This is a genomic window from Microbacterium sp. (assembly GCF_047606385.1).
Taxonomy (GTDB): domain Bacteria; phylum Actinomycetota; class Actinomycetes; order Actinomycetales; family Microbacteriaceae; genus Microbacterium.
In genome coordinates this window covers 1-25,042 of the sequence record NZ_JASGEL010000130.1, presented here as the reverse complement: position 1 = coordinate 25,042, position 25,042 = coordinate 1, and the positions used below count along the sequence as shown (strand labels likewise).

Below are 25,042 nucleotides of genomic sequence, written 5' to 3'. Positions count from 1 at the left end.
ATTCTTGCAGTCAGCCGCCCAGCCCGCGGCGACGCAGCAACGGCTCGATCTCCGCGTCCCGGCCGCGGAAGTCGCGATAGGCGGCCAGCGGGTCGACCGATCCGCCGACGCCGAGCAGGCGCCGGCGGAACCGCTCGCCGTTCGCGCGGGTGAGACCGCCGTTCTCGCGGAACCACTCCACGGTGTCCGCGTCGAGCACCTCGCTCCAGATGTACGAGTAGTACCCGGCGCTGTAGCCGCCCGAGAAGACGTGCGCGAAGTACGTGCTGGCGTACCGCGGCGGCACCGCCGGGTCGTCGAGGCCGATCTCGCGCAGCGCCGCGGTCTCGAACGCGGCGACGTCGGTCGCCTCCGCAGCCTGCGCGGGGGTGAGGGTGTGCCAGGCCATGTCCAGCCAGGATGCGGCGAGGTACTCGCTCGTGGCGAAGCCCTGGCCCGCGACCTCGCTCGCGTGCAGCCGTTCGACGACGTCCGCGGGCAGCGGCTCGCCGGTCTCGACGTGGCGCGCGTAGTTCGCGAGCACCTCCGGCCACAGGATCCACATCTCGTTGACCTGGCTCGGGAACTCGACGAAGTCGCGCCGTACCGCGGTGCCCGCGAACGACGGGTATTCGACTCTCGCGAACAGGCCGTGCAGGGCATGGCCGAACTCATGGAACAGCGTGGTGACCTCGTCCAGCGTCAGCAGCGTCGCCGTGCCCGGCTCGGGCCGGGCGACATTGAGGTTGTTGACGACGACGGGAGCCGTGCCGCGCAGTCCCGACTGCGTGACGAGCGAGTTCATCCAGGCGCCGCCGCGTTTCGTGTCGCGGGTGTAGAGGTCGAGCAGGTACAGCCCGATCGGGGTGCCGTCCTGCTCACGGACCTCGAAGACCCGCACCTCGGGGTGATACGCCGGGATGTCCGTGCGCTCGGCGAACGTCACGCCGTACAGCCGCTCGGCGGCGAAGAAGACGCCGTCCCGCAGCACGCGCTCCGCTTCGAACCACGGCCGCAGCGCCGCGGAGTCGATGTCGTACTCGGCCTGGCGCACCTTCTCCGTCACGAACGCCCAGTCGTATGCCTCGATCGGAATGTCATCGCTCAGCGCCTGCAGGGCGGCTTTCTCCCTCGTGGCGTTCGCCGCGGCCGGGACGGCCAGCCGGCGCAGCAGGTCGAGGACCGCCCCGGGGGAGCCGGCGGTCTGGTCGGCCGTCACGTAGGCGGCGTGGCTGTCATAGCCGAGCACTCCGGCGCGCTCGGCGCGCAGCGCGACGATCTCGCGCAGCGTCGCCCGGTTGTCGTTGGCACCGCCTCGGGTGCCGCGGCTGCGCGACGCCGCCATGATGCGCTCGCGCGTGCCGCGGTCACGCAGCTGCGCGAGCCACGGATGCCCGGTGAACAGCGGCAGGGTGACCAGCCACGCGTCCTCGATGCCGCGGTCGGCGGCCGCGCGAGCGGCGGCCGACCGCTCGCCGGCGGCGAGGCCGTCGAGCTCGGCGGCATCCGTCACGATGACCGCCAGCTCGTTCGTGTCGGCGAGCAGGTGCTTCTCGAACTGCGTGGTCAGCGTCGAGAGCCGCGTGTTGATCGCGGTCAGCCGCGCCTTCGCCTCGTCGTCCAGGCCGGCGCCGGCGCGGGACATGCCCGTGAAGCGGCGCTCCACGAGATAGCGCTGCTCGGGCGTGAGACCGGCGGCGTCCCGTTCGTCGTGGACCGCGCCGATGCGGGCGAACAGCGCCGCGTCCAGGGTGATCGCGTCCCAGTGCGCGGACATGAGCGGCGCGAGCCGCTCGTCGATCGCCTGGATGTCGGGTGTGGCGTCCGCGGAGGAGACGTTGTAGAACGCGCGGCTCACCCGGGCGAGGAGGCCCCCCGCGCGCTCCAGCGGCAGCAGCGTGTTCTCGAAGGTCGGCGTCGAGCGCACCCGTGTGATCGCGGCGATCTCGTCCCGGTGCTCGGCGAAAGCCGCCTCGAACGCGGGCAGGTAGTGCTCGGGGCGGATGTCGGGATACGACGGGATGCCGTACGGCAGCGGGCTCGGACTCAGCAGGGGGTTGGCGGCATCCGTCACCCTGTCAGCGTAGAACGTGGCTCAGGCGAACTCGTCGTCCGGGTCGTGATGCACCACGACCTCGCCGTCGCGGTCGATCTGGACGACGATGCCGGTGTCGAGCTCGGCGACCGGCCGGCCCTCGAGGAAGGTCAGCGTCCAGCTCGGCGCGGGCTGACCCAGCTGATCCGGCGGCAACGCCTCCTCGACCGCGGCGATCTGAGGGCGCAACGCCGCCGGCACGGCGGCGGGGGGCTGCGTGCGTGCGGTCCAACGGGTGCCGAGCCGCATGTCAGGCCTCCTGCGGTGCGAACTCGATCTCCAGGATGCCGATCTCCTCGGCGTCCTGGAATCCGAGGTCGGCGATGCGGCCGACGGCCTTCAGATCGCCCTCGGCGAGGGCGAGCACGTCACGCACGTCCGCGGGCGCGGCGAGCGCGAGACGCGCCACGGGTGTCTTCTGCGAGGCCTTCGCCTCCGTCTTCGCACGGCGGATCGCGATGAGTGCCTCGCCCACCGCTGCGAGGACCGCCGGGTCGCCCTCGATGCCGGTGGGCTCCGGCCACGAGGCGAGATGCACCGAGTCGTCGTGGAACCACGACCACGCCTCCTCCGCGGCGAAGGCGAGCACCGGGGCGAGCAGCCGCAGCAGCGTGTCGAGCGCGATGCGCAGCGCGAGGGCGGCGGAGGCCTGGCCGACGTCGGTCCGATCGTAGGCGCGCTCCTTGACGAGCTCGAGGTAGTCGTCGCAGAACGTCCAGAAGAACGCCTCGGTGACCTCCAGCGCGCGGGCGTGGTCGTACGCCTCGAACGCGCGGGTCGCGTCGCGGACCACCTGGTCGAGCGTCGCGAGCATGGAGGCGTCCAGCGCGTGCGTGATCTGCGCGCCGTCCGGCACCGGGAACGACAGCACGAACTTCGCGGCGTTGAGCACCTTGATCGCCAGGCGGCGGCCGATCTTGACCTGTGTCGGGTTCTGCGCGTCGAACGCGGCATCCGTGCCCAGGCGGCTCGAGGCCGCCCAGTAGCGCACCGCGTCGGAGCCGTGCTGGTCGAGGATCGCCGCCGGGGTGACGACGTTGCCCTTCGACTTCGACATCTTCTTGCGGTCGGGGTCGACGATGAAGCCGCTGATGGCGGCATCCGTCCAGGGCGACCGGTCGTCCTCGAGCGCGCTGCGCAGCATGGTCGAGAACAGCCAGGTGCGGATGATGTCCTGCCCCTGCGGGCGCAGGTCGAAGGGGGCGACCAGGTCCCACAGCTCGTCGTCGCGCTGCCAGCCGCCGGCCAGCTGCGGGGTGAGCGAGCTCGTCGCCCAGGTGTCGAAGATGTCGCGCTCCGCGTCGAACCCGCCCGGTGCGCCGCGCTGGGCTTCGGAGAACCCCGGGGGCACGTCCACGGTCGGGTCGACCGGCAGCTGAGCGAGATCGGGGATGAGGACGCGGTCGTAGTCGCGTTCGCCGTCGGCGTCGAGGCCGTACCAGACCGGGATCGGCACGCCGAAGAACCGCTGCCGGCTGACGAGCCAGTCGCCGGTCAGGCCGTTCGTCCAGTTCTCGTAGCGCACGCGCATGAAGTCCGGGTGCCACCTCAGCTCGCGGCCGAGCTCGATGAGCTTCTCGCGCAGCGCCGCATCGCGGGCGCCGTTGCGCAGGTACCACTGCCGGGTCGAGACGATCTCCAGCGGCCGGTCGCCCTTCTCGAAGAACTTCACCGGGTGGGTGAACGGCGTCGACACCTCGCGCAGGTCGCCCGACTCCTCGAGCAGCTCGACGATGCGCTTCTTGGCGCTGAAGACCGTCTTGCCGGCGAGCTCGGCATAGGCCGCGCGGGCGGCATCCGTCGTGATCACGTCGGGCGCATCGGCGACGACCCGGCCGTCCTGGCCGATGATCGTGCGATTGGGCAGGTCGAGCTCGCGCCACCAGATGATGTCGGTCACGTCGCCGAAGGTGCAGATCATGGCGATGCCCGACCCCTTGTCCGGCTGGGCGAGCGGATGCGGCCTGACCGGCACCTCGACGCCGAACAGGGGCGTCGTCACGGTCGTGCCGAACAGCGGCTGGTACCTCTCGTCGTCGGGGTGGGCGACGAGGGCGACGCACGCCGCGAGCAGCTCGGGCCGGGTCGTCTCGATGAGCACCTCGCCCTCACCGTCGGTGCGGTGGAAGGCGAGCCGGTGGTAGGAGGCCTGCTGCTCGCGGTCCTCGAGCTCGGCCTGCGCGATCGCGGAGCGGAAGTCCACGTCCCACAGGGTGGGGGCGAGGGCCTGATACGCCTCGCCCCGCTCCAGGTTGCGCAGGAACGCGAGCTGGCTGGTGCGGATCGTGTCGTCCGAGATGGTGCGGTAGGTCTGCGTCCAGTCCACGGACAGGCCGAGCGTGCGGAACAGGTCCTCGAACTGCTTCTCGTCCTCGACCGTCAGCCGCTCGCACAGCTCGATGAAGTTGCGGCGGCTGATCGGGATCTGGTCCGCGGCCTTCGTGGACTTGTTGTCGCCGCCCTCGAAGGGCGGGGTGAAGTCGGCGTCGTACGGCAGGCTCGGGTCGCAGCGCACGCCGTAGTAGTTCTGCACCCGGCGCTCGGTGGGCAGCCCGTTGTCGTCCCAGCCCATCGGGTAGAACACGGTCTTGCCGCGCATCCGCTCGAACCGGGCCTTGAGGTCGGTGTGCGTGAAGCTGAAGACGTGGCCGATGTGGAGGCTCCCCGACGCCGTCGGCGGGGGAGTGTCCACCGAGAAGACGCCGGCGCGGCCGCTCGCCTTGGCGGCGTCGCGGTCGAACAGGTACGTCCCCCGCTCGCGCCATGCGGCATCCCAGGTCGACTCGAGACCCTCGAGAGCGGGCTTGTCGGGAACGGCCATGGGGACTCCTCGATATGTGCGGCACCGTGTGTGCGTGCCTGAGTGTGGGAACCGGAACAGTCTACCGGCGGGGTCGTGTCCGTGCCGGCGTCCGTGCCTCTCGCAACCTCCGCGATTCGCGCAACCTCAGCTGCGCGGCGCCGAATCGGCGGAGGCTATGCGAATCGCAGAGGTTGCGCAGGCCGCCCGGTTCTCCACAGACCGGTGGAAGCGACCGGTCATGCACAGATCGCGACGCGGGCGGAGGTGTCGTGCCCGGCGGCGACAGGATCCCCTCATGGACCGCTCCGACCCCGTCCGCGCCGTGGTGTCGCGCGTGACCGCCCTCGGCGGCGTCGCCCGTCCGACGGTGCTTGCTCGCGAGGGTCACAGCCGCTACCGGGTCGGGCAGGCGCTGGATGCCGGGCTGCTGGTGCGGGTGCGTCGCGACTGGGTGGCGACTCCGTCCGCCGATCCGCAGCTCATCGCCGCCGCGCGGAACGGCGTCGTGCTGTCGTGCGTGACGATGGCGCGGCGGCTGGGGCTGTGGGTCGCGGAGGCTCCCGCGCTGCCGCACGTCGCACATCCCGGCCACGGCCGGGTGGCCCGGCTGCCGGGAGCCGTGGTGCACTGGCAGCATCCCGTCGTGCCGCGGCATCCCGACGCGCTCGAGGACACCGTGCAGAACGTGCTGATGACCGTGGCATGCTGCCAGCCCTACGAGCGGGCGAAGGCGATCTGGGAGTCGGCGTTGAACAAGCGGCTGGTGGAGCTGTCGGCGCTGGCGCGGCTGCCATGGACCGGCACGGCGCGGGTACTCGCCGTCGAGGTCACGCCGTGGGCCGACTCCGGGCTCGAGACGCTGTTCGTCGTGCGCCTGAGATGGATGGGGCTGCCCATTCGCACTCAGATCTGGATTCGTGGTCACCGCGTCGACATCCTCATCGGCGACCGGCTGGTCGTGCAGATCGACGGCGGCCACCACGTCGGTGCGCAGCGCGCCGAGGACATCCGGCACGACGCCGAGCTCACGCTCATGGGCTACCACGTCATCCGCGTCGGTTACGACCAGGTCATGCACTGCTGGCATGAGGTGCAGGACCTCATCATGCAGGCCGTCGCACAGGGACTGCATCGGGCCTAGGCGGTCGTTCTCGCCGCAACATCAGCGATTCGCGCAACCTCCGTTGCGGTGGGGGATTCCGGCTGAGGTTGTGCGGATCGCTGAGGTTGTGCGAAGCAGGGAGGCGGCGCGAAGCCCAGGTGCGGCATGTCGAGTGGGAGACGGCGAGCGGTCAACCACGTACCGCGAGAGAGCGCGCGGCGAGCGACGCCACGAGGGTCACCGCGGACAGCAGGGCCAGCACGAGGCCCGGATGCCACCAGGCCTGACCGGTCGCCTCGCCGAGGGCGGCAGTCGCGAGCGGGATGAAACCGCTGACGGTCGCGGCGATCGCGTACGCGAACGACAGCGCGGAGTAGCCGAACCGGTCCGGGAACAGGTCTGCCATGAGCCCGCCGAGCGCCGCCCACGACATGGTCGGCAGGATGCCGCCGACCACCATCATGCCCACCAGCACCCCGAAGCCGGCCGACTGCAGCAGCGCATACATCGGGAACGCGATCACGAGCGTGCCCACCGCGCCCCAGGCGACGACCTGCGCGGACCCGATGCGGGCGGCCCACGCACCGAACAGCGGCACCGTCACCAGCTGCAGCAGCGCGCCGATCGTGGCGGCGGACAGCAGGTCCATGTAGCTGTATCCCAGCTGGGTCGAGCCGTAGTTCATCGTGTAGGTGTTCATGAGCGAGTACGAGCCGATGCCGAGCAGCGCCGCGCCCACGGCGACCAGCAGGGCGACCGGGCGCTCGCGGAACATCGTCAGCACGGGCGCGCGGTCACGGCGGTGCTCGGCGACGAGCTCGTCGAACACCGGCGTCTCCGAGATCGACCAGCGCAGGTACAGCGACACCAGCAGCAGCGGCAGCGCCACGAGGAACGGGATGCGCCAGCCCCACGCCGCGAGCTGATCCGTCGGCAGAGCGGACACCAGCACGATGAACACCGTGGCCGACAGGATGGAGCCCACCGGCGACCCGAGCTGCGGGATCGCGGCGTAGAAGGCTCGCTTCACCCGCGAGGAGTGCTCGGTCGCCAGCAGGATCGACCCGCCCCATTCGCCGCCCAGGGACAGTCCCTGCGCCACGCGCAGCACCACCAGCAGCACGGCGCCGAGCCACCCGGCCTGCCCGTAGGTCGGCAGCACGCCGATCAGCCCGGTGGCGACGCCCATGACGCCCACCGTCCACAGCAGCGTCGTGCGCCGGCCGAGCCGGTCGCCCATCCACCCGAACACGAGGGCGCCGATCGGGCGCACCACGAACGCGACCGCGATCGTCGTGAACGAGGCGAGGGTCGCGCCGGCGGCGCCCAACGGCTCGAAGAACAGCGGGCCGACGAAGAACGCCGAGAAATAGGCGAAGACGTAGAAGTCGAACGACTCCAGCGACGTCCCCACCATCGACGCCCACGCGACGCGGCGGGGCGGGACGGAGATCGGCGAGGGGACGGATGCCGTGGATGTCGCAGAAGTCACGGACATCCATCCTGGCACGGGTCCAGAAACCCGGCTCAGTCCTTCACGTCGATGCCGGCGGCGAGGGCGAGGGCCTCGGCCAGGCCGAGTGCCTGCACGGGTGTCAGGGTCGTGCCGCGCAGCGCCGCGGCATCCGTCACGGTGAGCACGTCGACGCCGCGCAGATCGGTGTCGCGGGCCCGCATGCCGCGGGTGTCGATGTCGTCGATGTCGCAGTCCTCGCACCGCACCCGCGCCAGCTCGGCCTCCGGCAGATCGAGGGCGCCGATGCGGCAGCCGACCAGCAGCAGGTCCTCGATGCGCGCCTGCCGCAGACCCAGGTAGTCGACCCGCACGCCGCGCAGCACGAGGCCGTCGACGACCGCGCCGGTGAGGTCGAGGGTGCCGATGCGGCCGCCATCGATCGAGACCTCCCGCCACCGCGAGTGCGCGGCCGGGACCTCGGTGGCGCGCAGGTCGACGATGGCCACGTCGAGGAGCCGGGCGTGGGTGAGCACGAGCCGCTGCACCGCCGCGTCGGTGAGAGCGCTGGCCGTCAACGCGGACCGGGTGGCGTCGACGTCCCCCCGCAGGCCGTCGATGGCGACGCCGGTCAGATCGGCGCCGGGGGAGGGTGCGGGAGCCTCGGTCAGGTCGGCGGCGACGTCCGGGACCACCGGCCGCGGGGACAGCGGACGCGGAACGGAGCGGGGCACGTGCCGAGCATAGGTCGGGGCGGATAGAATCGTTCGCATCGGCATCGATCCGGCCATCACCGGGGAGCTCTCGGAAGAACGGCGCAAGCCTGGTAGAACCGAGCGGGGCAGGCCCGTCACAGCCGCGGTGAGAGGGGCCGGAGCATCCGGCAAGCGGGGTGGTACCGCGGTCCGAGGATCGTCCTCGCAGGAGAGCATTGCGACCTGCTGGAGTGAGATGACCTACCCGAAGCCTTCCGCGTCCGTCCCGGACCTCACCCCGAGCCCGCGCTTCCCCGCGATCGAGGAGGACGTGCTCGCGTTCTGGCGGCGCGACGACACCTTCCGCGCCTCGGTCGCGCAGCGCGACGGGGCCCCGGAGTGGGTCTTCTACGACGGGCCGCCGTTCGCGAACGGGCTGCCGCACTACGGCCATCTGCTGACCGGCTACGCCAAGGACGTGTTCCCGCGCTTCCAGACCATGCGCGGCAAGAAGGTGGACCGCGTGTTCGGCTGGGACACCCACGGTCTGCCCGCAGAGCTGGAGGCGATGAAGCAGCTCGGCATCACCGAGAAGAGCGAGATCGAGGCCATGGGGCTCGCGACCTTCAACGCGAAGGCCCGCGAGTCGGTGCTGACCTACACGCGCGAGTGGGAGGACTACGTCACGCGTCAGGCGCGCTGGGTCGACTTCGAGCGCGGCTACAAGACGCTCGACCTCGGCTTCATGGAGTCCGTGCTGTGGGCGTTCGCGAGCCTGTACGAGAAGGGGCTCGCCTACGAGGGCTACCGCGTGCTGCCGTACTGCTGGCGCGACGAGACGCCGCTGTCCAACCACGAACTGCGCATGGACGACGACGTCTACAAGATGCGCCAGGACCCGTCGGTCACGGTGACCTTCCCGCTGGTCGGGGTCAAGGCGGAGGCGCTGGGCCTGACCGGGGTGCGGGTGCTCGCCTGGACCACGACCCCGTGGACGCTGCCGACGAACCTCGCGCTCGCCGTCGGAGGCGGCATCCGCTACGTCGTGGTGCCCGGCGGCCCGAACGGCGCCGCCGACGTGCCGGCCGGCGACGACACGGAGAGCGCGCTGGCGCACCGGTATCTGCTGGCCGCCGACCTGCTGGCCGGCTATGCGAAGGATCTCGGATACGAGTCGGCCGAGGCGGCCGCCGCCGCGGTCGAGCGCGAGCTCGCAGGCAGCGAGCTCGACGGCGTCGCCTACGACCGCCTGTTCGACTACTACGCGGACGTCGACGTCTGGGGCACGGGCGAGGCCTGGCGCATCCTGGTCGACGACTACGTCACCACGACCGACGGCACCGGCATCGTGCACCAGGCACCCGCCTACGGCGAGGACGACAAGCGCGTGGCGGACGCCGCCGGCATCCCGACCATCGTCAGCCTCGACGACGGCGGCCGCTTCCTGCCGCAGGTCGCCGACGTCGCGGGCGAGCTGTGGATGGATGCCAACCGGCCGCTGATCCGGCTCCTGAAGGCCGAGGGGCGGCTCCTGCGCGAGGCGTCGTACGAGCACTCCTACCCGCACTGCTGGCGCTGCCGGAACCCGCTGATCTACAAGGCCGTCTCCAGCTGGTTCGTGCGCGTGACAGAGTTCAAGGACCGCATGGTCGAGCTCAACGAGCAGATCACGTGGGCGCCGGAGAACGTCAAGCACGGCCAGTTCGGCAAGTGGCTGGAGGGCGCTCGCGACTGGTCGGTCAGCCGGAACCGCTACTGGGGCTCGCCGATCCCGGTGTGGAAGAGCGACGATCCCGCGTTCCCGCGCGTCGACGTGTACGGCTCCCTCGCCGACCTGGAGCGCGACTTCGGCCGCCTGCCCCGCAACGACGAGGGCCAGGTCGACCTGCACCGGCCGTACATCGACGAGCTGACCCGGCCGAATCCCGACGACCCCACCGGGCGCAGCACGATGCGCCGCATCGAGGACGTGTTCGACGTCTGGTTCGACTCCGGCTCGATGCCCTACGCGCAGGTGCACTACCCGTTCGAGAACCGCGACTGGTTCGACGAGCACTCGCCGGCCGACTTCATCGTGGAGTACATCGGGCAGACGCGCGGCTGGTTCTACGTCATGCACGTGCTCTCGACAGCGCTGTTCGACCGTCCCGCGTTCATCGGGGTGAGCTGCCACGGCATCGTGCTCGGCAGCGACGGCCAGAAGATGTCGAAGTCGCTGCGCAACTACCCGGACGTCGGCGAGGTCTTCACCCGCGACGGCTCCGACGCGATGCGCTGGTTCCTGATGTCCAGCTCGGTGCTGCGCGGCGGCAACCTCGTCGTCACCGAGGAGGGCATCCGCGCCGGCGTCCGCGAGTTCCTGCTGCCGCTGTGGAACGCGTGGTACTTCTTCGCGACGTACGCGAACGCCTCCGGCGCCGACGGGTACACGGCGTCGTGGCGCACCGACTCGACCGACGTGCTCGACCGCTACATCCTGGCGCTCACCGGCGACCTCGTGCGCGATGTCGCCGCCGACCTGGAGCAGCTCGACTCCACGACCGCCGCGGAGCGGCTGCGCGACTTCGCCGAGGTGCTGACCAACTGGTACATCCGTCGCTCGCGCGACCGGTTCTGGCTCGGCGCGACCGATGATCCCCGTTCGACGGAGGCCTTCGACACGCTGTTCACCGTGCTCGAGACGGTCACCCGCGTCGCCGCACCGCTCGTCCCGCTGATCGCGGAGCGCGTCTGGCAGGGCCTCACCGGCGGGCGCAGCGTGCACCTGCAGGACTGGCCGGACGCCGGGGCCTTCCCAGACGCCGCCGACATCCGAACGGCGATGGATGCCGTGCGCGAGGTGTCGTCGGTCGCCAACGCCCTGCGCAAGAAGGAGGGCAGGCGCGTGCGCCTGCCGCTGCCGCTGCTGACGGTCGTGGTGCCGGACGCCGAGACGCTCGCCCAGTTCGACGACATCCTGCGCGAGGAGCTCAACGTGAAGGCGGTCGAGCTCGCCGAGCTGCGCGCGCACACCGCCGCCGAGTACGGCATCACGCACCGCCTCACCGTCAACGCGCGCGCCGCCGGCCCACGCCTCGGCAAGCAGGTGCAGCAGGTCATCGGCGCCGCGCGCGCCGGCGACTGGACCGAGCACGACGGCATCGTCACCGTCGGCGGCGTCGTGCTCGAACCGGGGGAGTACGACCTCGTGCTCGAGACCTCGGGGCGGCCCGAGGGGGAGGCGCTCGCCGTGCTCTCCGGCGGCGGCTTCGTGCTGCTGGCGACCGCCACGACCCCGGAGCTGGAGGCGGAGGGACTGGCCCGCGACGTGATCCGCGCGGTGCAGGACACGCGCAAGGCGGCGGGTTTCGAGGTGAGCGACCGCATCGCGCTGTCCCTCGCCTTCGACGACGCCGACGACGCGGATGCCGTGCGCGGCGCGTTCGCGGCTGCCGGCGTCGCCGCCGAGACCCTCGCCCTGAGCGCGACGGTGAACGGCGAGGTGCTCGTCGGCAGCACCTTCGACGCGGCATCCGCCGCCGAGCACACCGCATCCTTCGCCGCGGCCGACTTCGCGAACCGCGGCGCGTTCACCGTCGCCGTCACCCGGATCGGAGGCGCCGCATGAGCGATGTGTCGGCCGTATCCATGTCCCAGTTCGGCGCGGAATCGGCCTGCCATACCGCGCCGAACTGGGACATCAACCGCATCAAACTGGGACATGAGGGCACCGCATGAGCGACCGGAGCAGGGCGGACGCCGTCTACGCGTCGCTGCTGACACGGCAGGGCGAGCAGTGGGTGCAACCCCGCGTCGAGCGCACCCGGCGGGTGCTGGAGCTGCTCGACGATCCGCAGCGCACCTACCGGGTCGTGCACGTCACGGGCACGAACGGCAAGACCTCGACGAGCCGCATGATCGAGAGCCTGCTGCGTGCCCACGGCCTGCGCACCGGCCTGTTCACGAGCCCGCACCTGGAGCGCTTCACCGAGCGCATCGTGATCGACGGCGAGCCGATCCAGGACGCCGCGGTCGCCGAGGCGTGGGACGAGATCGAGCCATTCGTCCACCTCGTCGACGCCGAGCTGACGGCGGCGGGGGACGCGCCCCTCACCTTCTTCGAGCTGCTCACCGTTCTCGCCTTCGTCGCGTTCGCCGATGCGCCGATCGACGTCGCCGTGGTCGAGGTCGGCATGGGCGGCGCATGGGACTCCACCAACACCGCCGACGGCGACGTGGCCGTGATCGCCCCGGTGGGCATGGACCACGCCGACCGCCTCGGCGACACGATCGCCGAGATCGCGACCGTCAAGGCCGGGATCATCAAGTCGGGCGCCGCCGTCGTCTCGGCCGCGCAGGAGCCGTCGGCGGCGGAGGCCATCGCCCGCGCCGCCGACGCGGCGGGCGCGACGCTCGCCGTCGAGGGGCGGGAGTTCGGACTCGACGGGCAGCGGCTCGCCGTCGGCGGCCAGCTGCTGGACATCCGTGGCCTCGGCGGCCGGTACGAGGAGCAGTACCTGCCGATCTACGGTGCGCATCAGGGCCGCAACGCCGCACTCGCGCTGGCGGCGGTCGAGTCGCTCATCGGCCATGAGGGGGAGCGGCTCTCACCCGACCTCGTGACCGAGGGCTTCGGACAGGTGACCTCGCCCGGACGCCTGCAGCTGATCGGCACGAACCCGACGGTGCTCGTGGACGCCGCCCACAACCCGCACGGCGCGCACGCGCTGACGGCGGCTCTGACCGAGGCGTTCGACTTCGACGAATGGGGGGTCGTGCTCGGCGTGCTGTCGGACAAGGACGCCGCGGGCATCGTCGCCGAGCTCGCCCCGGTCGCGACGACGGTGTTCGCCACCGCGCCGGACTCGGAACGTGCGCGGGACGCCGACGCCGTCGCCGACCTCGCGGAGCGGGCCGAGATCCCCGTGACCGTGCATCGGGACCTCGCGGACGCCGCGGAGGCCGCGCGGGAATGGGCCTCGGCATCCGATCGTCGCGCCGTCGTCATCGTCGGATCCGTCGTGCTGGCCGGCGAGGCGCTCACGCTCGCCGCAGCCGAGGACTGGAGGAGCGCATGAGCCGCGAACCGCGCGTGCGCCGCGTCCGCGGCGCGCAGGAGTCGCTCGGCCAGGTGGTGCTGGGGTTCGAGGCCGTCATCGTGTTCCTCGCGGGCCTCGTGATCTTCGGCCTCAAGGCGCTGCCCGCCGGTGTGGAGTCGTGGTGGGGGATCGTCGGCGGCAGTCTCGTCGCGGTCGTGATGGTCGCGGCGACCGGCACCCTGCGGCGCAGATGGGGCATCGTGCTCGGCTGGGCGCTCCAGGTCGTCGTGCTCGCCGCCGCCCTCCTGGTGCCGGCGATCCTGATCGTCGTCCTCATTTTCGGCGGCATGTGGGCGTATGCGACCATCAAGGGGGCGCAGCTGGACCGCCGCAACGCCCTGCTGGCGGCACAGGCCGCCGATGTGAACGGAGACTGACACCATGGCCGCTGAAGAAACCCTCGTCCTGGTCAAGCCGGACGGCGTCGCGCGGGGGCTGACCGGCGTGATCCTCGCCCGCATCGAGGCGAAGGGGTACGCGATCGTGGACCTGCGCCTGGTGCAGCCGGATCGCGATCGCCTCGCCGAGCACTACGCCGAGCACGAGGGCAAGCCGTTCTACGAGCCGCTGCTGGAGTTCATGCTCTCCGGCCCCTCGGTCGCCGTCCGCCTGTCCGGGCACCGCGTGATCGAGGGCTTCCGCTCCCTGGCGGGGACCACCGATCCGACGACGGCGGCGCCGGGGACGATCCGCGGCGATCTCGGCCGCGACTGGGGCGTGAAGGTGCAGCAGAACCTCGTGCACGGCAGCGACAGCCCGGAGTCGGCCGCCCGCGAGCTCGGCATCTGGTTCGGCTGAGCGGCGGGGCCTCAGAACAGCGAGCCGAGGATGTCGAGGTGCGCCTGCGCCGCCCCGAAGATCACGAGCAGACCGCCGAGGCTGATCAGCGGCACCCACCAGGCGAGCGCCTGCCCGACGCGCTGCAGCGTGGCGCCGGCCAGGCCGGCACCGAGATTGCGGACGGTCACCGCCGTCCACATCGGCACCACGACCAGATACACCAGCGCGCACCAGGGGCACAGCGTGCCGATCACGAAGATGCTTTGGAAGGCCAGCCAGAACACGAACACGATCGCGAAGGTCATCCCCGCATCGAACAGCCACCAGAACCACGCCGAGAAGCGGGCCCGGGCCAGCAGCGCGACACCGACCGCGACGGGGGCGGGGAAGCACATCAGCCCCAGCAGCGGGTTGGGGAAGCCGAACACGCTGCCCTGGGGCGACTGGATGTTCGCGCCGCACTGGAGATACGTGTTGACGTTGCAGGTGAGGCCCGCATCGGGATCCTTCAGCAGCAGGATCTCGTCCATCGTGAGCGAGAACGCTGCCAGGAGGCCGAGCAGCCCCCCGACGACGAGCAGGCTCGCCAGAGCGATCGGCGGGCGGGTCAGCGGTGCATCGGACATGCCTCGGATCCTTCCACACGCGCCCGATCGGAGCCTGACGCACCGGGAGAAACGCGCCGACGCCCCCGCATACGCACATTCGCGACAGGGATGCGATAATGGACGTCGATGCCACCCGCGGCCGCGCCGCGTGGGCATCGACGCAGACTTTCGGGCGATGAGCGCCCGCGCAGCCCGTGCCACAGGCCGGCTGCAGACCGAGTGAGTTCGCGGCACCGCTGGTGCGGCGCCGCACGAGATTTCGCCGGGACGGCGCGCGGTGCCGTCTCCGGCCGGGAGTACGCCGGTGAACGCCGATGACGCAGAACAGTATCCAGGTGACGACTCGGGCGCGGATGCGCCGTCCGTGACGGCCGAGGAGAAGCCGACAGCCGAGCCTGAGGTCCCCGCCCTCCCCACGGCGGTGTCGCTCGGCCTGCTGCCCGAGACCTTCGTGTCCGCCGTCAGCACGGCGCTGCACTTCTATGCCCCCGAGGTCGTCGCCCTGCCCGCGCTGCCCGAGGACGAGACCGACGAGCCGTCGACCAGCGCCGCGCGTCGCCGTCGCCGTCGCACCGCCGCCGAGCGCGCGGCCGACGGCGTCGGGACGCAGAACGAGACGGCCAGGCAGTCGAAGCAGCGCGCGGTGGAGGTCATCACCGAGCCGCAGCGCATCAAGGGCTCCACGCGGCTCGAGGCCAAGAAGCAGCGCCGCCGCGACGGCCGCGACGCCGGACGCCGGCGGCCGGTCGTCACCGAGGCCGAGTTCCTCGCCCGGCGCGAGGCCGTCGACCGCGTCATGGTCGTGCGCTCCAAGAACGGCCGCATCCAGATCGCGGTGATCGAGGACCACGTGCTGGTCGAGCACTACGTCGCCCGCAACCAGGACGCGTCGCTGATCGGGAACGTGTACCTCGGCCGGGTCCAGAACGTGCTGCCCAGCATGGAGGCGGCGTTCGTCGACATCGGCCGCGGCCGCAACGCCGTGCTCTACTCCGGAGAGGTCGACTGGGATGGGGTGGAGACCGGCAACCAGCCGCGCCGCATCGAGCTGGCGTTGAAGTCCGGCGACCGCGTGCTCGTGCAGGTCACGAAGGACCCGGTGGGGCACAAGGGCGCCCGCCTGACGAGCCAGATCTCGCTGCCCGGCCGCTACCTCGTGTACGTGCCCGGCGGGGCCATGAACGGCATCTCGCGCAAGCTGCCCGACACCGAGCGGGCGCGCCTCAAGCGCATCCTCAAGGAGGTGCTGCCCTCCTCCAGCGGTGTGATCGTGCGGACAGCCGCCGAGGGCGCCACCGAGGAGCAGCTGACACACGACGTGCAGCGCCTCACCTCGCAGTGGGAGCACATCAGCCGGCTGGTGGAGACCCAGCAGGCCCCGGCGCTGCTGCACTCCGAGCCGGACCTCCTCGTGAAGATCGTCCGCGACGTCTTCAACGAGGACTTCACCAAGATGCTCATCCAGGGCGAAGAGGCCCAGCACACGATCGAGAGCTACCTCGCCGGCGTCGCCCCCGACCTCCTCGAGCGCGTCGAGCGCTACGAGGGCGAGCGCGACCCGTTCGACGAGTTCCGCGTCACCGAGCAGATCGAGAAGGCGCTGGACCGCAAGGTGTGGCTGCCCTCCGGCGGGTCGCTCGTCATCGACCGCACCGAGGCGATGACCGTCGTCGACGTGAACACGGGGAAGTTCGTCGGCTCCGGCGGGAACCTCGAGGAGACCGTCACCAAGAACAACCTCGAGGCGGCCGAGGAGATCGTGCGCCAGCTGCGGCTGCGCGACATCGGCGGCATCATCGTCGTCGACTTCATCGACATGGTGCTGGAGTCCAACCGCGACCTCGTGCTGCGCCGACTCGTCGAGTGCCTGAGCCGCGACCGCACGAAGCACCAGGTGGCCGAGGTGACCTCGCTCGGCCTCGTGCAGATGACCCGCAAGAAGCTCGGTCTGGGGCTCCTGGAGACCTTCAGCGAGCCGTGCGAGATCTGCGCCGGCCGTGGCGTGATCGTCCATCACGATCCGGTGGTCAAGCACCGCGCCGGGGCCCAGAGCGGCGGCCAGGCGAACGGCAACGGCCGACGCGGGCGCACCGCCCCGACCGCCGCGGGCGTGGCGGGCGGAACGCATGTGATCACCGAGGGCGTGAAGTCGGCGCTCGCGCAGATCGCGGCGTCCACGATCCACCATGACGAGGCCGAGACGGTTCCGGACGCCGCCCCGGTCGAGGTCGCGGCGGAGGAGCGGCCGCGCAAGCAGCGCAAGAAGCGGGAGAGCGCGCCGAAGGCCGCCGCGCCCAAGACCGAGAAGGAGCTGCTGCTCGACTCGGTGCTGAGCGCCCTGCCCGAGCCGAAGGCGCCCGGTCAGGGGCGTTCGCGTCGCCGGGTCACCACCGCGGCGCTCAGCGGCACCCCGGTCGACAACCTCACCGATCCGTCGTAGCCGGTCCGCGCCCGCGGCGTTGGCGCGCCGTGACGCGCAGCCCCGACGCGATGAGCGTGCGCACGAGGGTGTGCCCGTCGACATGGGTGGCCCCGGCGGCGACGAGCCGGGCGTGCGCCTGGGCGGGCACGTCGTAGTGGTCGAGATCGAACGCGCGACGCGGGATGCCGTTGGCCAGCGCGAACGCGTGCAGCTCTTCGAGGTCGGTGTCGCTGATCAGGTGCGCCCACAGCCGGTCGTGCGCCGGCCACCGCGGGTCGTCGATCAGGATGGTCACGGCGCCATCCTAGGAGCGGTCCGCGACACGGCCCGGAGCGCTTTTGCCCGAGCGTGATCCATCGGGTAAAGTATTCCTTTGGTGCGTCGAGACATCCGCACCGGGTCTTCAGATATCGGAGCCGAGCGCTCCCCAGACGAAACAGGTGTGAAGTGGTCTACGCAGTTGTGCGCGCCGGCGGCCGGCAGGAAAAGGTCGAGGTCGGCACGATCGTCGTGCTCGACCGTCAGGCGGCGTCGGTGGGCGACACCATCGAGCTGCCCGCGGTGCTGCACGTGGACGGCGAGACCGTGACGACCGACGCGGACAAGCTCGCGAAGGTGACCGTGACCGCCGAGGTGATCGGCGAGGAGCGCGGTCCGAAGATCGTGATCCAGAAGTTCAAGAACAAGACCGGCTACAAGAAGCGCCAGGGTCACCGTCAGGACCTCACGCGCGTCAAGATCACCGGCATCAAGTAAGGCCAGAGGGGACGGAACAGATGGCACACAAGAAGGGCGCAAGCTCCACCCGCAACGGCCGTGACTCGAACGCGCAGCGCCTCGGCGTCAAGCGTTTCGGCGGCCAGACCGTCAACGCCGGCGAGATCATCGTCCGCCAGCGCGGCACCCACTTCCACCCCGGCGTGAACGTCGGCCGTGGCGGCGACGACACGCTGTTCGCGCTGTCCGCCGGTGCCGTCGAGTTCGGCACGAAGGGCGGCCGCAAGGTCGTCAACATCGTGGCGGCCGCGGAGTAACTCCGCGTTCGCGCAGATTCTTCGGCGAGGGGCGGGCTTCGGCTCGCCCCTCGCCTTCTTTCACAGAGAGCAGGCTCCATGGTCACCTTCGTCGACGGCGTGACCCTGCACCTGCGCGCCGGCAAGGGCGGCAACGGCTGCGTCTCCGTGCGCCGCGAGAAGTTCAAGCCGCTCGCCGGTCCCGACGGCGGCAACGGCGGCAACGGCGGCGACATCGTGCTCGTCGCCGACCCGCAGACCACGACCCTGCTCTCGTATCACCACTCACCGCATCGCTCCGCCGGAAACGGCGGCTTCGGCATGGGCGACAACCGTTCGGGCGCCCTGGGCGAGTCTCTCGAGCTGCCGGTGCCGGTCGGCACCGTCGTGAAGGACGCCGACGGCACGGTGCTGGTCGACATGGTCGAGCCCGGGATGCGTTTCATCGCGGCCCCCGGCGGCCGCGGCGGCCTCGGCAACGCGGCGCTGGCGTCGCCCAAGCGCAAGGCGCCCGGCTTCGCCCTGCTCGGCACCCCGGGCTGGGAGGGGGACGTCCTCCTCGAGCTGAAGACCGTCGCCGACGTCGCTCTGGTCGGCTTCCCGTCGGCGGGCAAGTCGAGCCTCATCGCGGCGCTGTCGGCGGCGCGGCCGAAGATCGCGGACTACCCCTTCACGACCCTGCATCCCAACCTCGGCGTCGTGCAGGCCGGCGACATCCGCTACACCGTCGCCGACGTGCCCGGTCTCATCGAGGGCGCGAGCGAGGGACGAGGTCTCGGCCTCGAGTTCCTGCGTCACGTCGAGCGGTGCAGCGCGCTCGTGCACGTGCTCGACTGCGCCACGCTCGAGCCCGGGCGCGACCCGCTCAGCGACCTCGACGTCATCCTCGCCGAGCTGGCGGCCTACCCGGTGCCGGCCGGTCAGACGCCGCTGCTCGAACGCCCGCAGGTCGTGGCGCTGAACAAGGTCGACGTGCCCGAGGCGCACGAGCTGGCGGACTTCGTCCGCGGCGAGATCGAGGAACGCGGCTACCGCGTGTTCGAGATCTCCACCGTCAGCCGCGCCGGGCTGCGTGAGCTCAGCTTCGCCCTGGCCGGCCTCGTCGAGGAGCACCGCGTGGCCGTCGCGAACGCGCCCGCGCCGGAGCGCATCGTCATCCGTCCGCGCGGCGCGGAGCAGGAGTTCCGCGTACGCGTCGAGGGCGGCACGTACGGCCCGGTCTACCGCATCCTGGGCGAGAAGCCGGTGCGCTGGGTGGCGCAGACCGACTTCCAGAACGACGAGGCGGTCGGCTTCCTCGCCGACCGGCTCAACAAGCTGGGCGTCGAGGACGAGCTGGTGCGTGCCGGCGCCACGGCCGGGGCCACCGTCGTCATCGGCGAGGGCGACGGCATCGTCTTCGACTGGCAGCCCTCGCTCACCTCGGCCGCCGAGGTCATGGTCGCGCCCCGCGGCACCGACCCCCGCCTCGACGACAGCACGCGCCGCACCACGAGCCAGCGTCGCGAGCAGTACCACGAGCGCATGGACGCGAAGGCCGCGGCCCGCGTCGAGCTCGAGGCCGAGCGGACCGGAGACGGCGAATGACCCTGCGCGAGCGCGCCGAGCTGGCCACCGCCAGGCGCGTGGTCGTGAAGGTCGGATCGTCCTCGATCAGCGGCGAGAACGCCGCCAACATCCAGCCGCTCGTCGGGGCGCTGGCCGCCGCGCACGCGCGCGGCACCGAGGTCGTGCTCGTCTCCTCCGGCGCGATCGCCACCGGGATGCCGTTCCTGAACCTCGACACGCGTCCGAGCGACCTGGCCACCCAGCAGGCCGCCGCCGCGGTGGGTCAGAACGTGCTCGTCTACCGCTACCAGGCGGCGTTGCGCCCGTTCGAGATCGTCGCCGGGCAGGTGCTGCTCACCGCGGGCGACCTCGAAGACCCCACGCCCCGCTCCAACGCCCGCCGCGCCATGGAGCGACTGCTGGGCCTGCGGATCCTCCCGATCGTCAACGAGAACGACACCGTCGCCACCCATGAGATCCGTTTCGGCGACAACGACCGGCTCGCGGCGCTCGTGGCCCGGCTCATCGGCGCCGACGCGCTCGTGCTCCTCAGCGACATCGACTGCCTCTACACCCGCCCGCCGGACGAGCCCGGCGCGAGACCCATCGATCGCGTCGCCCACGACGACGACCTCTCCGGCTTCCAGTTCGGCTCGGTCGTGGTCAACAGCGTCGGCACCGGAGGAGCGGCCACGAAGGCCTCCGCCGCGAAGGTCGCATCGGCGTCCGGGATCGCCGTGCTCGTGACGAGCATCGACCTGGTCACCCCGGCGCTGGCCGGCCAGCAGGTCGGCACCTGGTTCGAGCCGAACCCGGATGCCGTGCGCCCGCCGCTCACCGGATCGGTTCCCACCGTCGCCGGCCGCGACTGAGCGGGGGGCGCACTACGCCCGGGGGAGTACGGCGGCCGCCTGCGAGGGGCTGATGTGGGCGGCGGGGCGGCGGGAATAGCATCGGGGGATGCCGGAAGCCGACGAGAGCGCGTTCGCCCGCCGGCGGCGGCCGTCCGCTCGCGCCCGTCTGATCGCCCCCGTGGTCATCAGCGCGCTGGTGCAGGTGCCGGCGTCCGTCTGGTACACGGCGAACCCGGCACGGCTCGCGACCCCCATCGCGGTGCTGCACCTGGCGCTGTCGGTCCTCGGTCCGCTCGCGCTGCTCGCCGGGCGGCGCTGGCCGGGTCCGGTCGTCGCACTGGTCAGCGCATTCGCGTTGACGGACGTGCTGGCGGTCCCGGTGGCGGGTCCGCCGTACGTCGCGCTCGGCTTCGCGATCATCGCGGCGGTGGCCCGCGGCGCGACCGCCTGGGCGGCCGTGTCGGTGGGCATCGGATGGTCGACCGCGATCCTCGTCGCCTCGCTCGGCGGGCGGGAATGGCGTCCGCCGGTCGTCGTCGCGGCCACTCTCGGGCTCGTGGCGTGCTTCGGGGTCGGCGGATTCATCCGCGGTCGCCGCGCACGGGCGCTGGCCTCGCGGGAGGCGGCGATGCGCCATCGCGTCAGCGCGGAGGAGCGGGAGCGGGTGCGGATCGCGAGGGAGCTGCACGACGTGCTGGGTCACGCGCTGTCCCAGATCAGCGTGCAGGCCGGCGTCGGCCTGCACCTGTTCGACCGCGACCCGGAACAGGCGAGGGCGGCGCTGGCGAACGTGAGGGAGGCCTCGAAGCTCGCGCTCGACGAGGTGCGGGGCGTGCTCGGAGTGCTTCGTGACGGCGAGGCGCCGCTCGCACCGTCGTCCGGGCTCGATGAGCTGCCGCAGCTCGTCGAGCGCACGGCGGGACCCGGGCTGCGAGCGGTGCTGACGGATCGCCTCGACGGCGCACGTCCGTCGCAGGCCACGCAGCTGGCGGTCTACCGGATCGTGCAGGAGGCGCTCACCAACACGCTGCGTCACGCGCGTGCCACGTGGGTGACGGTCACGCTCGATCGCGTCGAGGGCGCACGACCCGCGCTGATCGTGACGATCGAGGACGACGGCGTCGGCTTCGGCCGGACCGGCCCGGAGGACGCCGATCGCCGCGGCATCCGCGGCATGCGCGAGCGCGCCGCCCTGCTGGGGGGCACGGTCGAGACCGGCGACGCCGCGGCCGGCGGCGCGCGCATCGTCGCGGTCCTCCCATGGGGGTCGACGGCATGATCAGGGTCGCGCTGGCCGACGATCAGCTGCTCGTGCGCGCCGGGTTCCGGGCGCTGCTGGACGCCGAGCCGGACATCGAGGTCGTCGTCGAGGCGGCCGGCGGTCACGCGCTGCTCGACGCGCTCCGCCGCACCCCCGTCGACGTCGTCCTGATGGACATCCGGATGCCGGACGGCGACGGGCTCTGGGCGACCGAGCAGATCGCCGCCGATCCTGCGCTGGCCGGCATCCACGTCGTCATCGTGACGACCTTCGAGCTGGACGAGTACGTTATCCGGGCGGTGCGCGCGGGCGCCGCGGGCTTCCTCGTCAAGGACACCGAGCCGCGCGATCTGGTCCGCGCCGTCCGCGCCGCCCACGCCGGTGACGCGCTGCTGTCGCCCGGCGTGACCCGGCGTCTGCTCGCCCGTGTGGCGAGCGGGACGCGCGAGGTCCCCGCGGGCGCCGCGCTGGACGCGCTCACCGCTCGGGAACGCGAGGTGCTGCGGCTGGTCGGTCTCGGTCTCACCAACGACGAGATCGCGCGCGAGCTGTTCCTGAGCCCGCTCACCGCCAAGACGCACGTGTCCCGGATCATGGCGAAGCTGCAGGCGCGGGACCGCGTGCACCTGGTCGTCGTCGCCTACGAGACCGGCCTGGTCTCCCCCGGATGGCAGTGAGGCCGGCCCCGCTACTCCCGCGGGAGCATCCGAGAAGACGTCGCCGGCGGGATTCGCGCCCGGGCGGCCACGGCGAGGCTGGGATCGTGCCGGCCGGAAGGCGGCCGGCCGGATCGAAGGATGCACATCATGATCACCACCACCGTCACCGCTCTCTCCGTCGCGACGCATGCGGGCGTCTGGGCCGGCGCGCCGTTCTGGCCGTTCTTCATCGTGTTCCCGCTGCTGTTCCTGCTCGTGCTCGGGCTGATCTTCGGCCTCGTGTTCCGCCGCCGCCGGTTCGCGACGTACGGGCCGCCGTGGGCTGGTCGGGCCTCGGCCGAGCAGATCCTCGCCGAGCGTTTCGCCCGGGGCGAGATCGAGGAGGCCGAGTACCGCGCTCGGCTCGAGACGCTGCGCGCTCGGTAGACTGGAGGGATGACCCTCACCGCCGCGACCGCTGCGGAGCGCCTGCTCCTGGCGAAGGAGTCCTCTCGCCGGATCGGGCTGCTCGGCGACGCCGAGAAGGCGTCCGTGCTGCGGGCGATGGCGGACGCGATCGAGACCGCGGCGGCCGAGATCGTGGCCGCCAACGCGGAGGACCTGCGGCGGGGCCGTGAGAACGGCCTGAGCGAGGGATTGCAGGACCGCCTCCGGCTCGACGAGGCCCGTGTGGCCGGCCTCGCAGCCGCGGTGCGCGACGTCGCCGAGCTTCCCGACCCGGTCGGTCGGGAGCTCGAGCGGCGCACGCTGCCCAACGGGCTGGAGCTGACGAAGGTCGCGGTGCCGTTCGGTGTCGTGGGCGCGATCTACGAGGCGCGCCCCAACGTCACCGTCGACATCGCCGCCCTCGCGTTGCGCAGCGGCAACGCGGTCGTGCTGCGCGGCGGCACCGCGGCAGAGCAGACGAACGCGGCGCTGGTGACCGCGATGCGGGGCGCTCTCGCCGCCGAAGGCGTCGACCCCGAGGCGATTCAGACGCTGGACTCCTTCGGACGCGACGGCGCGGCCGAGCTCATGCATGCCCGCGGGCTCGTCGACGTGCTCGTGCCGCGCGGCAGCGCCGCGCTCATCGAGCGCGTCGTCACCGAATCGACCGTGCCGGTCATCGAGACCGGAGCCGGGGTCGTGCACATCTACCTCGACGAGACGGCCCCGCTCGACCGCGCCCGCGACATCGTCGTCAACGCCAAGGTGCAGCGCCCCAGCGTGTGCAACGCGGTCGAGACCGTGCTCGTGCACAGCGGGGCGGCCGACCGGCTCGTGGGCCCCGTCGTGGCGGCGCTCCAGGATGCCGGCGTCACCGTGCACGGGGACGCCGCGACCGCTGCGCGGGCCGACGGCATCCTGCCCGCAGACGAGACGGACTGGGCCACCGAGCACCTCAGCCTCGACCTCTCGATGCGGGTGGTCGACGATGTCGACGCGGCGCTCGAGCACATCCGCACCTACTCCACCCATCACACCGAGTCGATCATCACCGACGACGACGCGGTCGCCGAGCGCTTCCTCGCCGAGGTCGACTCCGCGGTCGTGATGGCCAACGCCTCCACCCGCTTCACCGATGGCGGCGAGTTCGGCTTCGGCGCGGAGGTGGGCATCTCGACCCAGAAGCTCCACGCCCGCGGCCCGATGGGCCTGCCCGAGCTCACGAGCCAGAAGTGGCTGGTCCGGGGCGCCGGTCAGGTGCGGGCCTGAGCGATAGACTGACACGACCGACCCACCCGAACGGAGCCTTCTGACATGATCGCCACGCTGCTGGCCGTTGCCGCCGAGGAGACCGAGTCGCACGGAAACGTGATGCTCGAGACCGCCGTCTTCCCGATCATCGCGGCCGTGGCCTTCATCGCGCTGGCTCTCGTGGCGTTGTCGTACCGCAACGTGGCCAACCGTCACCCGCACAAGTCCGCCGCGTACGCCGAGAAGCACGCGAAGGATCTGCAGCCTACGGAGCACGGCCACTGAGGGCGATGTCGGCGAAGCGACCCCCGCGGATCGGGGTGATGGGTGGGACGTTCGATCCCATCCACCACGGCCATCTGGTGGCGGCGAGCGAGGTCGCGGCATCCTTCGACCTCGACGAGGTCGTGTTCGTGCCCACCGGTCAGCCGTGGCAGAAGGCGAAGGTCACGCCCAGCGAGCATCGCTACCTGATGACCGTCATCGCGACCGCCGCCAACCCGGATTTCACCGTCAGCCGGGTGGACATCGATCGAGCCGGGCCGACCTACACGATCGACACGCTGCGAGACCTGCAGGCGCAGCGCCCGGGCGCCGAGCTGTTCTTCATCTCGGGAGCGGACGCCGTCGCGCAGATCCTCAGCTGGCGTGACCACGAGGAGCTCTGGGGGATGGCGCACTTCGTCGCCGTGTCGCGCCCCGGTCACGCCCTCTCGGCGGCCGACCTCCCCAGCGACGAGGTCAGCCTGCTGGAGATCCCCGCGCTGGCGATCTCGTCCACCGACTGCCGTGATCGCGTTCGCCGCGGCAAGCCGGTGTGGTACCTCGTACCGGACGGGGTCGTCCAGTACATTGCGAAGCACGACCTCTATCGGAGCAAGGCATGAGCACCCCTGAAGAGCCCACCCCGCCGCTGACCCGGCGCCAGATGCGGGAGATCCGCAACACCGGTGCGACGCCGGTGGTCCCCGCCGCGCCCCCGCCGGCGGAGCCCGCGCCGCTGCCGCGCGCGGCC

23 protein-coding genes are annotated in these 25,042 nt (G+C 71.6%); 16 read left to right on the top strand and 7 right to left on the bottom strand.

Annotated elements, in window-relative coordinates:
* Positions 1-10: 10 nt before the first annotated feature.
* Genes QM626_RS13025 through valS form a run of 3 tightly spaced genes read right to left on the bottom strand, consistent with a single transcriptional unit; the run spans position 11 to position 4,895 of the window.
* Positions 11-2,053 (bottom strand): M3 family metallopeptidase, encoded by a 2,043-nt coding sequence (locus QM626_RS13025; RefSeq protein WP_415077382.1) that lies wholly within the window; start codon positions 2,051-2,053, stop codon positions 11-13.
* A 21-nt stretch (positions 2,054-2,074) separates the two neighbouring features.
* Positions 2,075-2,323, bottom strand: a complete 249-nt coding sequence (locus QM626_RS13020; protein WP_415077381.1) for a hypothetical protein — start codon at positions 2,321-2,323, stop codon at positions 2,075-2,077.
* Between the two features lies 1 nt (position 2,324).
* Positions 2,325-4,895, bottom strand: coding sequence for a valine--tRNA ligase (gene valS, locus QM626_RS13015; RefSeq protein ID WP_415077380.1), 2,571 nt, complete (start codon positions 4,893-4,895; stop codon positions 2,325-2,327).
* Positions 4,896-5,172: 277 nt separating this feature from the next.
* Here valS and QM626_RS13010 point away from each other — a divergent pair, with 277 nt between their 5' ends.
* Positions 5,173-6,018 carry an endonuclease domain-containing protein gene (locus tag QM626_RS13010; RefSeq protein ID WP_415077379.1) on the top strand — a complete coding sequence of 282 codons (846 nt, stop codon included), beginning with the start codon at positions 5,173-5,175 and terminating at the stop codon, positions 6,016-6,018.
* 151 nt (positions 6,019-6,169) lie between these two features.
* Here the strand turns inward: QM626_RS13010 and QM626_RS13005 are convergent, their stop codons facing one another.
* Both QM626_RS13005 and QM626_RS13000 read right to left on the bottom strand, forming a co-directional pair.
* A complete protein-coding gene (locus tag QM626_RS13005) occupies positions 6,170-7,477 on the bottom strand; it encodes an MFS transporter (RefSeq protein WP_415077378.1) in 1,308 nt (435 codons plus the stop codon).
* 29 nt (positions 7,478-7,506) lie between these two features.
* A complete protein-coding gene (locus QM626_RS13000) occupies positions 7,507-8,166 on the bottom strand; it encodes a hypothetical protein (RefSeq protein ID WP_415077377.1) in 660 nt (219 codons plus the stop codon).
* Positions 8,167-8,383: 217 nt separating this feature from the next.
* Here QM626_RS13000 and ileS point away from each other — a divergent pair, with 217 nt between their 5' ends.
* The 4 genes from ileS (at position 8,384) to ndk (ending at position 14,003) form a co-directional block, all read left to right on the top strand.
* On the top strand, positions 8,384-11,734 hold the full coding sequence (gene ileS / locus QM626_RS12995) for an isoleucine--tRNA ligase (protein ID WP_415077376.1): 3,351 nt from the start codon (positions 8,384-8,386) through the stop codon (positions 11,732-11,734).
* 106 nt (positions 11,735-11,840) lie between these two features.
* On the top strand, positions 11,841-13,184 hold the full coding sequence (locus tag QM626_RS12990) for a bifunctional folylpolyglutamate synthase/dihydrofolate synthase (protein WP_415077375.1): 1,344 nt from the start codon (positions 11,841-11,843) through the stop codon (positions 13,182-13,184).
* Positions 13,181-13,582, top strand: a complete 402-nt coding sequence (locus tag QM626_RS12985) for a DUF4233 domain-containing protein (RefSeq protein WP_415077374.1) — start codon at positions 13,181-13,183, stop codon at positions 13,580-13,582. The genes QM626_RS12990 and QM626_RS12985 overlap by 4 nt, the downstream gene beginning before the upstream one ends.
* Before the next feature lie 4 nt (positions 13,583-13,586).
* Complete coding sequence (ndk, locus tag QM626_RS12980; protein ID WP_415077373.1) at positions 13,587-14,003, top strand: nucleoside-diphosphate kinase; 417 nt, start codon at positions 13,587-13,589, stop codon at positions 14,001-14,003.
* An 11-nt stretch (positions 14,004-14,014) separates the two neighbouring features.
* On the opposite strand, the gene QM626_RS12975 is transcribed toward ndk, so the two are convergent.
* Entirely contained in the window at positions 14,015-14,611 is a 597-nt protein-coding gene (locus tag QM626_RS12975) for a vitamin K epoxide reductase family protein (RefSeq protein WP_415077372.1), read from the bottom strand.
* 238 nt (positions 14,612-14,849) lie between these two features.
* Here QM626_RS12975 and QM626_RS12970 point away from each other — a divergent pair, with 238 nt between their 5' ends.
* Positions 14,850-17,033 (top strand): Rne/Rng family ribonuclease, encoded by a 2,184-nt coding sequence (locus QM626_RS12970; RefSeq protein WP_415077459.1) that lies wholly within the window; start codon positions 14,850-14,852, stop codon positions 17,031-17,033.
* On the opposite strand, the gene QM626_RS12965 is transcribed toward QM626_RS12970, so the two are convergent.
* On the bottom strand, positions 17,017-17,310 hold the full coding sequence (locus QM626_RS12965) for a DUF4031 domain-containing protein (protein WP_415077371.1): 294 nt from the start codon (positions 17,308-17,310) through the stop codon (positions 17,017-17,019). The genes QM626_RS12970 and QM626_RS12965 overlap by 17 nt on opposite strands.
* Before the next feature lie 152 nt (positions 17,311-17,462).
* Between QM626_RS12965 and rplU the strand changes: the two genes are divergently transcribed.
* The 10 genes from rplU (at position 17,463) to nadD (ending at position 24,914) form a co-directional block, all read left to right on the top strand.
* A complete protein-coding gene (rplU, locus tag QM626_RS12960; protein ID WP_415077370.1) occupies positions 17,463-17,771 on the top strand; it encodes a 50S ribosomal protein L21 in 309 nt (102 codons plus the stop codon).
* Between the two features lie 20 nt (positions 17,772-17,791).
* Positions 17,792-18,049, top strand: a complete 258-nt coding sequence (gene rpmA, locus QM626_RS12955; protein ID WP_415077369.1) for a 50S ribosomal protein L27 — start codon at positions 17,792-17,794, stop codon at positions 18,047-18,049.
* 78 nt (positions 18,050-18,127) lie between these two features.
* Complete coding sequence (obgE, locus tag QM626_RS12950) at positions 18,128-19,615, top strand: GTPase ObgE (RefSeq protein WP_415077368.1); 1,488 nt, start codon at positions 18,128-18,130, stop codon at positions 19,613-19,615.
* Entirely contained in the window at positions 19,612-20,448 is an 837-nt protein-coding gene (gene proB, locus QM626_RS12945; protein WP_415077367.1) for a glutamate 5-kinase, read from the top strand. The genes obgE and proB overlap by 4 nt, the downstream gene beginning before the upstream one ends.
* 88 nt (positions 20,449-20,536) lie before the next feature.
* On the top strand, positions 20,537-21,709 hold the full coding sequence (locus QM626_RS12940) for a histidine kinase (protein WP_415077366.1): 1,173 nt from the start codon (positions 20,537-20,539) through the stop codon (positions 21,707-21,709).
* The gene (locus QM626_RS12935; RefSeq protein WP_415077365.1) at positions 21,706-22,368 is read left to right on the top strand and encodes a response regulator; all 663 of its coding nucleotides are present in this window, start codon (positions 21,706-21,708) and stop codon (positions 22,366-22,368) included. Before QM626_RS12940 ends, QM626_RS12935 begins: the two co-directional genes overlap by 4 nt.
* A 129-nt stretch (positions 22,369-22,497) precedes the next feature.
* On the top strand, positions 22,498-22,776 hold the full coding sequence (locus QM626_RS12930; RefSeq protein ID WP_415077364.1) for an SHOCT domain-containing protein: 279 nt from the start codon (positions 22,498-22,500) through the stop codon (positions 22,774-22,776).
* Between the two features lie 9 nt (positions 22,777-22,785).
* Complete coding sequence (locus QM626_RS12925; protein ID WP_415077363.1) at positions 22,786-24,045, top strand: glutamate-5-semialdehyde dehydrogenase; 1,260 nt, start codon at positions 22,786-22,788, stop codon at positions 24,043-24,045.
* A gap of 45 nt (positions 24,046-24,090) precedes the next feature.
* The gene (locus tag QM626_RS12920) at positions 24,091-24,312 is read left to right on the top strand and encodes a hypothetical protein (protein WP_415077362.1); all 222 of its coding nucleotides are present in this window, start codon (positions 24,091-24,093) and stop codon (positions 24,310-24,312) included.
* Between the two features lie 5 nt (positions 24,313-24,317).
* Positions 24,318-24,914 (top strand): nicotinate-nucleotide adenylyltransferase, encoded by a 597-nt coding sequence (nadD, locus tag QM626_RS12915; RefSeq protein ID WP_415077361.1) that lies wholly within the window; start codon positions 24,318-24,320, stop codon positions 24,912-24,914.
* Positions 24,915-25,042: the final 128 nt, after the last annotated feature.